This is a genomic window from Galbibacter pacificus (genome assembly GCF_029603165.1).
Lineage (GTDB): Bacteria > Bacteroidota > Bacteroidia > Flavobacteriales > Flavobacteriaceae > Galbibacter > Galbibacter pacificus.
On the sequence record NZ_JAQSVC010000007.1, the window covers coordinates 258,333 to 270,988 of the forward strand.

Genomic DNA, 12,656 nt, shown 5'->3' on the forward strand with positions numbered 1-12,656 from the left:
AGAGAACATGTTATATAAAAGAAGTAGTGCACTTTTTGCTGAAGCTAAAAATTATATTCCGGGAGGCGTAAATTCTCCGGTAAGGGCTTTTAATGCTGTTGGGGGCGATCCCATTTTTGTAAAGCAGGCAAAAGGCGCATACCTATATGATGAAGATGGAAATAAATTGATAGATTATATTGCCTCTTGGGGGCCAATGATTCTCGGACATGCTTTTCAACCCGTAGTAAATGTAGTTATAGAAAAAACCACTCTGGGAACTTCTTTTGGAATGCCAACGCTTATAGAAACAGAAATAGCCAAGCTGGCGGTTTCCATGGTGCCCAATGTGGATAAAATCCGTTTTGTAAATAGTGGTACAGAAGCTTGTATGAGCGCCGTTAGGCTGGCAAGGGGATATACTGGAAAAGACAAGATTATTAAATTTGCAGGCTGTTACCACGGACATTCCGATTCTTTTTTAATCCAAGCGGGAAGCGGGGCCGTTACTTTTGGTAGCCCAAACAGTCCCGGGGTTACACAAGGAACCGCAAAAGACACCTTATTGGCCAATTACAACGACCTTAAAAGTGTGGAAGCCTTAATTCAAGCCAATAAAAACGAAATAGCAGCCATAATTATAGAACCCGTGGCCGGAAATATGGGCTGTATTGTTCCTCAAAAAGGATTTTTAGAAGGCTTGCGTTCTCTTTGCGATGCCAATAACATGCTCCTTATTTTTGATGAGGTCATGACAGGTTTTCGTTTAGCGCAAGGAGGCGCTCAGGAATTGTTGGGCATAAAGGCAGACATTGTAACCTTTGGTAAGGTAATAGGCGGTGGGCTTCCCGTAGGGGCATTTGCCGCCCGTAATGAAATTATGGAACATCTCGCACCTTTGGGCCCCGTGTACCAAGCGGGTACTTTAAGTGGAAATCCCTTGGCGATGGCCGCCGGACTTACCATGCTGCAATACTTAAACCAGCATGAAGAAGTGTTTAAAAGTTTAGCCGATAAAACATCGTATTTGCACCAAGGGCTGGAAAAAGCACTCGAAGAGACCAATATTACCTATACCATCAATAAGTTGGGCTCTATGATTTCGGTGCATTTTACAGATGAAGTATACGATTTTGAAACTTCGGCTAAAGGGAATAACGAAACATTTAAAAAGTTTTTTCATGGAATGCTCAACGAAGGTATTTACCTTCCGCCAAGTGCTTTTGAAAGTTGGTTTTTAAACAATGCCCTTACTTATGAAGACTTGGACAAGACCATTGAAGCGGCTTCCAAAGTGGTAAAAACCCTATAACCTGATTATAAAACATCAAGGAACAAATACATAAAAAAGCAACAGGCCCCGCAATAAAATGGTAGCGGGGCCTGTTTTTTAAAGTGTGAGGGTTTTATCTTCTTTTTCCGTACATTTTCTTGCGGAATTTATGGTGCATTTGTTTTTTAGACTTTTTCCATGATTCATATTGGTCATTGTCCAAAATTTTCTTCATTTTTCCTTGTACGGCCAATTGCTCGTCCAGTTGTGCATTTAGCATTGCATAGCGCTCGTCTTTTGTAGGCTTTTCAGCAGTATTCTTTTTGGCTTTCCATGCTTCTATTTTTGCTTTGTGCTTGGTGGCCAGATCTTTGTTCAGGCTCAATACTTCTTTTTGTTGGGCATCGGTAAGGTCTAATGCCAAAGCCATTCTTTTAGTTTTTAATTCTGCTATCTGGTCTGGAGTAAGATCGCTGTAAAAGGATTTAAATTTTTCTCTTTTTTCCGTTCTGTCTTTTCGGTCGCTCTTGTTTTTTTCTTGCGCAAAAGATGTAGCGGTAATCAATACGATCAATAATAAGCTTAGTGTCTTTTTCATTTGTTCATAATTTTATGATTTCTATACTTATAAGACTTATATTTCGACTTTAGGTTTAATCAACAGTAAATATTTAACAGATTTTTAAATAAAACAATACTTTCTATCAGGGAAAAATACCCTTTCTATTTCATGCTTTTACCTCTGGTTTTATGAGGGTTGCTTATGTAGTTTTACATCAATCAAACAAAAAAACTAATATCATGAGTGCATTATCTTTTAAAATCGACAAAGTAAAGCTGGATACCCAGCAAAAAACAATTTTATGGAACGGAGACCGCATCCCGATTCATGGGCATATGGTCTGTAGCGGTATGTCTAACCGGTTTATGGTTTATTTCGTGGACAGAAAATATGCTTTTATCCCGTCCATTTATATGCCGCACCAGCGTTTGGTGGTGAAGTTTGTTTATTTTGAAGAAATACACGATTACTTTTATCTGGCAGACACCAAAGAAACCATTTATGGGTATTACAATACTGAGTGCCCAGAATTAAACTGCATAACCGTAAACCAGCCCATTAGGGAATTATGTTATTAATGCCTCGTTGTGAAGAAAGCCTTCTTGCTGATTATAACCAGTGAGGAGGTTTTTTATCAAATTAGTCGTTTCTGTATCATCTTTACCATATTTTTTGATGTTAATAGAATTTCTTTTTCAGCTATAGACGACTTCAGAATTTAGGAAAGCAATCCGTAATTATTTTTACGATAGCCAGGTTTTTAGTTCTTCAAAAAGAGTTTTGTTCTCTGAAGAAATCCCATCAAAACCGAAAACAACATATAAAAAGGTTTCAGAATCCTGAAGATCAGAATGTATGGTAAATCTAATAGGAGCCCAACTTATTCCCATGCCCCTTGTTTGGAATGTACTGAAAATCTCATCATATCCGTAATAAAGTTGCGTTATGCTGCTTTTTTGAATTTTAAAGACAGTATCTTCTTTATTATAAGAATCATACCCGCTAAAAGCTAGCGCATCATAATCAAAAGTAATAGAGCCTTTATAACGATATGGAGGCGGAGCGCCCATAATATGCGATGCTATCCAATTTGAGCCAATTTCGCTTTTTAAAATCTTTTTGAGAAATTAAATAAGAATCTGTTATTGTCATTATAGAAGTTCTTTTGTGCTAAATAGCATTACAAATGGGGCTAACCTATTGTAATCGCGATTATATAATTATTTTTTTAAATAGCTGAGTTGCTTCCTGGTCGAGAATAAAGCAAATCAGTTAGATAAAGATATTAATTATAAAAATTAAAGATCTAGAAAATATTAGTATATATTACCCTTTATTAAAAACAAAATAAGTTCTATAATTGAGAACTTATTTATTATCTTTGCAACAGAAGTAAAATTTATGAAAAGAATCATTGCAAAGAGAACATTAAGAGAGTTTTGGGAAAAGCACGCTGATTCTGAACAATACCTAAAAACTTGGTATGAAACAGCCAAAAACTCAAATTGGACTTCTCCGAACGATGTAAAACAAACTTACATAAGCGCAAGCATACTAAAAGACAGTAGAATAGTTTTCAATATTAAAGGAAACTCATATAGATTAATTGTGAAATTTAATTTTGATAGACAATGGGCATTTATAAGATTTATCGGAACTCATTCCGAATACGACAAAATAAACGCTGATACTATTTAAAAAAATAAGATTATGAAAATTAGACCTATAAAAACTGAACAAGATTACGAAAAAGCCCTGAAAAGACTAGAGTTGATATTTGATGCTTCTCCAAACACAAAGGAAGGAGACGAAGCTGAAATATTATCAATGTTAATTGACAATTATGAAAATCAACATTATCCTATTGAAGCTCCAGACCCAATTGAAGCCATAAAGATTAGAATGGAAGAAATGAACTTAAAGCAAAAAGACTTAGTTGGAATAATCGGAGGAAAAAGTAGGGTTTCTGAAATTTTGAATAAAAAGAAAAAGCTGACTGTAGATATGATTAGAAAACTTGAAAAGATTTTACATATTTCAGCTTCTGTTTTAGTAAGTAATTATCAATTATCTAAATAAAAAAAAGGTAACAAAGATGGCTATAAGTAATTGCAAGGTAGCTAAGTGCTAACCCACGCAACAACTCATAGCCGAGACCGATAAATGCGATATCTAAACGATTTCGCAAAACAATCCTTCGTCGGTTTTTTCAACTTTTACCAATTTGTGCTTTGTAAGTCCTTTAATGGTCTTGTCCCATTTTTTATTGCTTAACCCGGATGCGTCTTTAAGATCGTTCAAAAGCATTTTGTTTTCTTTTTTCAGCAATTCAAAAACAGCTTTTTCCTCATCGTTCAAGGCAACCTCGACTTTTTTCTCGGGGCGCATCTGCGGGAAGAAAAGCACTTCCTGTATAGAAGCATTGTTGGTTAAAAGCATTACCAGCCTATCAATACCAATACCGATTCCCGAGGTTGGTGGCATTCCATATTCCAGGGCCCTCAAGAAATCCTGATCGATAAACATGGCCTCGTCGTCTCCTTTTTCAGAGAGTTTTAATTGTTCCTCAAAGCGTTCACGTTGGTCAATTGGGTCGTTCAATTCCGAATAGGCATTTGCCAGCTCCTTTCCGTTTACCATCAATTCAAAGCGTTCGGTAAGCGTAGGGTTTTCCCTGTGTTCTTTGGTAAGCGGGCTCATTTCCTTTGGATAGTCGGTAATAAAAGTGGGCTGGATGTAATTATGCTCGCATTTTTCACCAAAAATCTCATCTATCAGTTTTCCAACACCCATGCTTTCATCTACGGAAATATCCAGTTTTGTGCATACTTCGCGCAATTCGGCTTCGTTCATCCCGGCAACGTCAAAGCCTGTATGGTCTTTAATTGCCTGCAAAATAGGCACGCGCGGGTATGGGGCTTTAAAATCTATTTCATTCTCTCCAACAATAACTTTAGAACTTCCGTTGGCATCGGTGGCAACCTTTTCCAGCAATTCTTCGGTCATGCCCATCATCCAATTGTAATCTTTGTACGAAACATACAGCTCCATAACCGTAAATTCCGGATTGTGGGTTTTGTCCATGCCCTCGTTACGAAAATCCTTGGCAAACTCGTACACACCGTCAAAACCACCAACAATAAGCCTTTTTAAATACAGTTCGTTGGCAATACGCAAATACAACGGGATGTTCAATGCATTATGGTGCGTAACAAAAGGACGAGCGGCAGCACCACCGGGAATAGATTGCAAAATGGGTGTTTCTACTTCCAAATAACCACGAGTGTTAAAAAATTCCCGCATACTGCTAGTAATTTTTGTACGCTTTATAAAGGTTTCTTTTACATGCGGATTCACAATTAAATCTACGTAGCGCTGGCGGTAACGCAGTTCGGGGTCGTTAAACTCGTCAAAAACCTTTCCTTCGCTGTCTACTTTTGGCAACGGCAAAGGGCGCAAAGATTTATTCAGTACCGTAAAATTTTTGACCATTACGGTTTTCTCGCCGACCTGTGTGGTAAAAAGGGTACCTTCAATACCAATAATATCGCCAATATCAAGCAACTTTTTATAAACTTCGTTGTAAAGGGTCTTATCATCGCCTGGGCAAACTTCATCCCTGTTAAAATATAGTTGAATACGCCCTTCGCTATCCTGCAACTCTGCAAACGAGGCCTTTCCTTGAATCCGTCGGCTCATTAAACGACCGGAAAGCACCACCTTTTTATCTTCTTCAAAGTTTTCCTTCACCTGTTTAGAAGTATGGTCTACCGGATACAAAGCGGCCGGATATGGATTAATGCCCAATTCACGTAGCTTTCCAAGCTTTTCCCTACGAATAATTTCCTGTTCTGAAAGTTGCATACTGTTTCATTCTCAATTTAAGCCTGCAAAGATAGGGAGTATTTAACAATCTATCAATCAATTTATATTATTTGGGCGGCTTGCTACCGCAACCGGGTTTTTCGCAGTACACGCCTGCCTGGCCATGCCAGTCAGTCGGGGTACTTTGCTACAACCCCTGCCGCAAACAGCAGAATTATTTTTGAGCATTGTAACAAATTATCGGGTAATGCGTCATATAAGTACATCAATCAATATATTTGTTTTTCCAAAAGGACTTTATCAATCCAGGGAAAGCAGTTTAACAAGAGCACTTTAAAGGTGCAATCAATCAAAAAACGAAAAAAAATGAGTATTTGGAGAGTATTACTTTCAATTATCTGTCCGCCGCTTGCCGTGCTGGATAAAGGTTGCGGTTCAATTGTTATTGTTTTTATACTGTGGTTATGCGGTTGGATTCCCGGCGTTATTGCGGCCCTGATTATCTTGAACAACCCAGATAGGTAATTTGGCTTTTTTAGCCAATTGAGAATAGTAAAAACAAGTTCATTACCAAGCGGTCGGGTAGAATGCTATTCAATAGCAGTCAAACTAACAATCCAAATATCTAAATCCGTATCTTTGCACTATGAATAAAAAGGTGATATTTCAAGATTTAGGGTATATGGATTACAAAGAAACCTGGGATTATCAGGAATCTTTGTTTAAGGCTATTTTGGATATTAAAATAAACAACAGAAGGGAGGATACGCAGTTAGCGACCCCAAATTATTTTTTATTTGTAGAGCATCCGCATGTATATACGCTAGGAAAGAGCGGGGATATGGAAAACCTGCTTTTAAACCAAACACAATTGGCACAAAAAGGAGCTTCTTTTTATAAAATTAACCGCGGGGGCGATATTACCTACCACGGCCCGGGACAAATTGTGGGGTACCCCATTTTGGACCTTGACAATTTTTTTACCGACATACATAAGTATTTGCGCTTTCTGGAAGAGGTTATTATTTTAACTTTAGACGAATATGGCATAAAAGCCACACGCAGCGAAGGGGAAACTGGCGTTTGGATAGATGTGGGAACTCCTTTTGCAAGAAAAATATGCGCTATGGGCGTGCGTGCTTCCAGATGGGTGACCATGCATGGTTTTGCCCTTAACGTAAATGCCAATTTAGGCTATTTTGATAATATAATCCCGTGCGGCATACGCGGAAAGGGAGTAACTTCGTTGAATGTTGAATTAGGACAGGCAGAAGTTCCTTTGGGAGAAGTTAAGGACAAGCTCTTAAAACATTTCCAACAATTGTTTCAGGCAAATTTTGTAGAAGCGGTTGGGCAATAAACAATAATTGGTTTTGCGGGTGGGTATAACCTTCACAAAACCAATATTTTATTTATTTGTATTCAGAAACAAAATGAAGCTTTACGTTCGGGTATTTCTGTTGCGTCATTTGTATTGAAAAAGCAGAGTCTGCAAAGAAAACCAATTGTCCTTGTTTGTCTTTTGCCAAAAATTTCTGTTTTACACGTTTAAATTCGGCAAATTCCTTGCTATTACTGTCTACGGGATCTACCCAACAGGCTTTGTGTACGGGAAGGTTCTCGTAACTGCACTTGGCACCGTATTCATGTTCCAGCCTATATTGAATAACTTCATATTGCAAAGCGCCAACGGTACCAATTACTTTGCGGTTATTTATTTCCAGTGTAAAAAGCTGTGCGACCCCTTCGTCCATTAATTGGTTAATTCCCTTGTCTAGTTGCTTGGCCTTCATTGGGTCGGCATTGTTTATATACCTAAAATGTTCTGGTGAAAAACTAGGGATGCCCTTAAAGTTTAAAACTTCTCCTTGGGTAAGGGTATCGCCAATTTTAAAGTTGCCTGTGTCGTGCAGGCCAACAATATCGCCGGCATATGATATGTCTACAATTTCTTTCTTTTCGGCAAAAAAAGCATTTGGGCTTGAAAATTTTAAATTTTTATTATGTCGAACGTGTAAATAAGGCGTGTTTCGCTCAAAGGTGCCCGATACAATTTTAATAAACGCCAACCTGTCCCGGTGCCTAGGATCCATATTGGCATGTATTTTAAAAACAAAACCAGTAAAGGCTTCTTCGTTTGGTTTTACTAAACGTTCTTCGGCTTTTTTAGGAAGTGGTGGTGGAGCTATCTCTACAAAACAATCAAGCAATTCGCGCACCCCGAAATTGTTCAAGGCAGAGCCAAAAAACACAGGTTGCAATTCACTTTTCATATACGCATCCTTGTCAAAATCGGGGTAAACTTCATATACCAGCTCAAGGTTTTCGCGAAGTTCTTCGGCAGCCTTTTCGCCAATAATTTTTTCAAGTTCCGGGTTGTTTACATCATCAAAAGCAATGGTTTCTTCAATATTTTTTTTACTGTCCCCGCTAAAAAGGTTAATGTTTTTTTCCCAGACATTATAAATTCCTTTAAAATCATACCCCATACCGATAGGGAAGCTAAGCGGCGTGACTTTAAGTCCCAGTTTTTGCTCTACTTCATCCAAAAGATCGAATGCATCTTTACCTTCACGGTCTAGTTTATTTATAAAAATAATCATTGGTATATTGCGCATGCGGCATACCTCGACCAATTTCTCGGTTTGTTCTTCAACCCCTTTGGCAACATCAATTACAACAATAACACTATCTACGGCGGTAAGTGTCCTAAAAGTGTCCTCGGCAAAATCTTTGTGTCCGGGCGTATCAAGTATGTTAATCTTTTTTTCTTTGTAGTTAAAAGCCAATACAGAGGTAGCTACCGAGATTCCCCTTTGCCGTTCTATCTCCATAAAATCGCTCGTGGCACCTTTTTTTATTTTATTGCTTTTAACGGCACCTGCTTCTTGAATGGCACCTCCAAAAAGCAATAGTTTTTCGGTTAAAGTAGTTTTCCCGGCATCGGGGTGCGAGATTATACCAAAGGTCCTTCTTTTATTAATTTCTTTATTTAATTGCATGCTCCAAATTTAAAGGATTGCAAAAATAATTTAATATAAGTCAAATGCCACTATTTAGTTCAATATTTTATAAATGAAGATTTTATCACTAAAACGATTAACTATATTTTGGTAATCCTTAAACATTTTTGTTTTATGCATTTCATCGATAGATTGTTGTGGGTAATCTTTTTTATTTTAAAATAGTATGCTTGCATAATACTTTTGTTTCGAAATCAAATCCTTTAACAAAAAATTAAGAAAACCCAAATAATCAAACCCATATTAAGTACTAAAATTTAATGAACAACAATTTTTAAAATAAATTAACCTACATCCCTCTAACCAAATGAACAAACTGTATTTTGGAATTTTATTCCTAATATTTCCAACACTTATTCTTAGCCAAACCACACCCCCATGTGCCGGCGTGCTGGATTATGAGTTTTACGACCTTGTTCCGTCTGGAAACACCGTAGACAACATACCTCTTTCCGGGGCCATGGCAATGGGGCAAATAAGCAATTTTAATGTGGCAGACTTGCAAAATGCCATAGATCCGGGAGATACAGATAGATATTCTATTCGTTATTCGGGATATATCAATATAACCCAAACAGCCGATTATACATTTTACACAAATTCTGATGATGGCTCTAAACTTTATATAGACGGAACCCAAGTTGTCAATAACGATGGAAATCATGGAACCCAAGATCGCTCAGGTATAATAAACCTTACCAATGGATATCATGAAATAGAGATATTATATTATGAAAACGGTGGGGGTAATACACTTGAAGTAAGTTATTTGGGCGGGAATGTGCCATCGAGAATTTCCATTCCCTTTTCAGTTTTATATAGCGATTGCACGCCCGCGGATATTTCTGGAGACGGTGCAACAAGCAACGATGTTGATAACGATGGGGTTTTAAACAGCAATGACCTTGATAAAGATGGAGACGGGATATTAAATACAGTCGAGTGCGAGAATGCAATAGGAGGGCCTAATTTAATTACAAATGGAGATTTTTCCAGCGTAGATTGGCTGCAAGGATGGGATAGAGGTACTTTGAGCATATGGAATGAGAATGCTAATAATTATGCATACTATCAATCTACTGGTGAGGGAACAGATTTTCTGGCGCAAACAAAAACTGTACTGCCTGGAACGCAATATATATTGTCTTTCAAGGTTGGTGCAAATGCAGATAATGCAAATTCAACTTCTTTTATAGTAAGGATTAACAATACTGTTGTTTATTCTAAAACCGCCACTCAAATAACAAAGAAATTAAACGGAAATACCACAGCTGGAAGTACACTTTCTCCAGCATATACGGTAACACTTCCTTATATACCCGATACCAGTTCGGCTACTATTAGATTTGAAGGATATTCCACCGGAATAGGGCATGATATGTTATATCTTGACGACGTTTCTTTATATGTGGGAAGCACTTGTGGTGATTTAGATGGCGATGGCTTGTCTAACGAATACGACCTTGACAACGATGGCGACGGTATCCCCGATAATGTGGAAGCACAAACTACCTTGGGTTATACGCCGCCCTCTGGTACTAGGGTGAATGGCTTGGATACGGCATACGGAACAAATGGAATTATCCCGGTAGATACCGATGGCGATGGAACCCCGGATTTTTTGGATGCCAATAGTGATAACGAAGGCGATAATGACACAGCTGAAGCAAGGATAACATTGAGTAATGCAGATGATGATAATGATGGTTTGGATAATGCAACAGATGCCGTAAATGGATATGTAGATCCTGGAGGGACAATCGATAATCCTTTGAATGGATCTGTAATTTTGGTCGATTTTGACTCAGATGCGACTACCGGAGGGGATGTAGATTTTAGAGATAACAGTAACAATGTTGATAATGATCCACCTCAAATTGAAATCACCCCCAATACAGACCAAATACATTGTTTGGGAGATAACACTCCAATTGTGGCTTCAGGTACTGTTAATATAACAAATGGTACGGAATTGGCGAATATATATCTGCAAATCACGGCAAATTACCAAGAAGGTGATGAACTAGCGTATACAGACAATTATGTTAGTGGTATAACTGGATCATGGAGTGCCCTTGAAGGCAAATTAACTTTAAAAGGACCAGCAACTTTAGAAGAATTTGAACAGGCAATAGAATCGGTGACTTTTATTTCTAACAACCCAGACGTTACTGATGCTACAAGAGATATATCCATTGTATTATCTGAAAAGAATTATTTAGAATCAACAGGTCATTATTACGAGTACATACCGGCTTTAGGAATTAAATGGACAGAAGCAAGAGTTGCTGCCGAATCAAGATATTTTTATGGAGTACAAGGATATTTGGCTACCATAAGTTCTCCAGAAGAAGCAGCTTTGTTAGGCGAGCAAGCTACAGGTGCAGGCTGGCTTGGCGCTAGCGATGCCGCAGTAGAAGGCGAATGGAGATGGGTTACAGGGCCAGAGGGACAAGAAGAAGGCGGACTCGGAATACAATTTTGGCAAGGAACGGCTGGGGGAAGCACTGTAAACAGTATGTATGAAAATTGGAACGACGGAGAGCCAAACCAATCTGGCGATGAAGATTATGCACATATCAATGCGCCCGGAACTGGATTTGACGGTTCATGGAATGATTTATCTAATTCTGGGTCGGAAAGTGGTGCTTATCAGCCAAAAGGATATTTGGTAGAATATGGCGGTTTAAATACGGGAGAAACCTTTCCGCAGGTTTCAGCGGTTACAAAAATAACCCCGTTTACTATTAACGATGAATACCAACCCGAAGATCAAAGTGTTTTTGTTGGGGAAGAAGCGACATTTAATGTTCAAATTAAAAACATAAACAATACCAATGTAGTTTGGGAAGTTGATGAAGGTGCCGGTTTTAACCCCATAAGCGCAAGTGAATATAATACAAATATTGTTTATGATGCAGCGACTGAATATTATACGGTTTCATTACAATCTTTAAATACAGAAATTGATAAAAACGGCTATAAATACCGGGCTGTGTTAAAAAGCACAAAAGTTGCGTGTAATGCCATATATTCAAGCAATGCAACATTAACGGTCAAGGTAAAAACCGTTATTACCAATAGGAATAAAACCTATCGGGTAAATAAAAATTAATGCTTTTTGTCTAAGATATAAGTTGTTTATCTGAGACACAACATTATGTAGCCGTTACACATCAAAAATTATGTAAGGGCACTGTTTTAGAGTAATTTTGGCTAATTAAAAGGAATCTATAAAATCAATAAAACCTCAAACTTATGAAAATAAAATACGCTTCATAGGAGGATCGATTTACATAAGCAATGATAGCTTTTTATGTAAATCGCATTAATCTAAATACACCAAATAACTATTGAATAATTGAATGTTGTTTTTAAGCAGCCTGGACGGGTACTGCCTAAATTCAAAAAACTAACTATTGTTAAGAAATAAACAAAATGAAAAACGGAATTTTAATTTTTGTATTGCTAATTTCCGGATTTGCGTTTTCCCAAACTACAATTAATCTAGAAAATCAATGCAATTGCGAAGTCATCAAGGGAACCGATGTAACTGTCGCAGGAACAACTACTCCTATAGCCGATCAAGGAGATATCTACATTAATACCAATACAGGTGTTTTGTATTTTTGGAACGGGAGTTCATGGGAACTTACTTCTGGAAAAAATACCGTAAATAAAACCTTTATAGTAGATGGCAGCGACTTAGTGATTACCGATAGTGATGGTAATAAGGTATCGGTTGCGTTGGCAGATATTGTTGCGGGAGTTAATACGGACGACCAAAATGCAACGGAAGTAAGTTACGACAATACAACATCAGGGTTGACCGCAACCAACACTCAGTCAGCAATAGATGAGGTGGCCTCTGGGAGCAGCGACGACCAGAATTTGGAATCTGCAACGTTGGGCACTGACAATATATTGAGCCTTGGCATAGAAGACGGGACGGGAGTGACGGTAGACCTGTCGCCCTTGGACGAATCGGCGGAAG

12 protein-coding genes are annotated in these 12,656 nt (G+C 38.0%); 8 read left to right on the plus strand and 4 right to left on the minus strand.

Going from position 1 to position 12,656, the window contains the following annotated elements:
• The first annotated feature begins 7 nt into the window (after nt 1–7).
• Nucleotides 8–1,291: a glutamate-1-semialdehyde 2,1-aminomutase gene (gene hemL, locus PSF86_RS17315; RefSeq protein ID WP_277901346.1), complete on the plus strand. Its 1,284-nt coding sequence runs from the start codon at nt 8–10 to the stop codon at nt 1,289–1,291.
• Nucleotides 1,292–1,385: 94 nt separating this feature from the next.
• Here the strand turns inward: hemL and PSF86_RS17320 are convergent, their stop codons facing one another.
• Complete coding sequence (locus PSF86_RS17320; protein ID WP_277901347.1) at nt 1,386–1,850, minus strand: DUF4890 domain-containing protein; 465 nt, start codon at nt 1,848–1,850, stop codon at nt 1,386–1,388.
• Between the two features lie 203 nt (nt 1,851–2,053).
• On the opposite strand from PSF86_RS17320, the gene PSF86_RS17325 reads away from it, so the two are divergent.
• Complete coding sequence (locus PSF86_RS17325) at nt 2,054–2,392, plus strand: hypothetical protein (RefSeq protein ID WP_277901348.1); 339 nt, start codon at nt 2,054–2,056, stop codon at nt 2,390–2,392.
• A 165-nt stretch (nt 2,393–2,557) separates the two neighbouring features.
• Here the strand turns inward: PSF86_RS17325 and PSF86_RS17330 are convergent, their stop codons facing one another.
• Nucleotides 2,558–2,884, minus strand: a complete 327-nt coding sequence (locus PSF86_RS17330) for a hypothetical protein (RefSeq protein ID WP_277901349.1) — start codon at nt 2,882–2,884, stop codon at nt 2,558–2,560.
• Between the two features lie 331 nt (nt 2,885–3,215).
• Here PSF86_RS17330 and PSF86_RS17335 point away from each other — a divergent pair, with 331 nt between their 5' ends.
• Both PSF86_RS17335 and PSF86_RS17340 read left to right on the plus strand, forming a co-directional pair.
• Nucleotides 3,216–3,512 (plus strand): type II toxin-antitoxin system HigB family toxin, encoded by a 297-nt coding sequence (locus PSF86_RS17335; protein WP_277901350.1) that lies wholly within the window; start codon nt 3,216–3,218, stop codon nt 3,510–3,512.
• Nucleotides 3,513–3,524: 12 nt separating this feature from the next.
• Entirely contained in the window at nt 3,525–3,893 is a 369-nt protein-coding gene (locus PSF86_RS17340) for a helix-turn-helix domain-containing protein (protein ID WP_277901351.1), read from the plus strand.
• A gap of 93 nt (nt 3,894–3,986) precedes the next feature.
• Here the strand turns inward: PSF86_RS17340 and lysS are convergent, their stop codons facing one another.
• Nucleotides 3,987–5,678, minus strand: a complete 1,692-nt coding sequence (lysS, locus tag PSF86_RS17345) for a lysine--tRNA ligase (RefSeq protein WP_277901352.1) — start codon at nt 5,676–5,678, stop codon at nt 3,987–3,989.
• Nucleotides 5,679–6,005: 327 nt separating this feature from the next.
• Between lysS and PSF86_RS17350 the strand changes: the two genes are divergently transcribed.
• On the plus strand, nt 6,006–6,164 hold the full coding sequence (locus PSF86_RS17350) for a YqaE/Pmp3 family membrane protein (protein ID WP_277901353.1): 159 nt from the start codon (nt 6,006–6,008) through the stop codon (nt 6,162–6,164).
• Between the two features lie 121 nt (nt 6,165–6,285).
• The gene (gene lipB / locus PSF86_RS17355) at nt 6,286–6,999 is read left to right on the plus strand and encodes a lipoyl(octanoyl) transferase LipB (protein WP_277901354.1); all 714 of its coding nucleotides are present in this window, start codon (nt 6,286–6,288) and stop codon (nt 6,997–6,999) included.
• A gap of 52 nt (nt 7,000–7,051) precedes the next feature.
• Here the strand turns inward: lipB and PSF86_RS17360 are convergent, their stop codons facing one another.
• Complete coding sequence (locus PSF86_RS17360) at nt 7,052–8,641, minus strand: peptide chain release factor 3 (protein WP_277901355.1); 1,590 nt, start codon at nt 8,639–8,641, stop codon at nt 7,052–7,054.
• A gap of 328 nt (nt 8,642–8,969) precedes the next feature.
• Here PSF86_RS17360 and PSF86_RS17365 point away from each other — a divergent pair, with 328 nt between their 5' ends.
• The gene (locus tag PSF86_RS17365) at nt 8,970–11,777 is read left to right on the plus strand and encodes a PA14 domain-containing protein (RefSeq protein WP_277901356.1); all 2,808 of its coding nucleotides are present in this window, start codon (nt 8,970–8,972) and stop codon (nt 11,775–11,777) included.
• 323 nt (nt 11,778–12,100) lie between these two features.
• The coding region (locus tag PSF86_RS17370; protein ID WP_277901357.1) for a hypothetical protein at nt 12,101–12,656 on the plus strand (556 nt) is incomplete at its 3' end.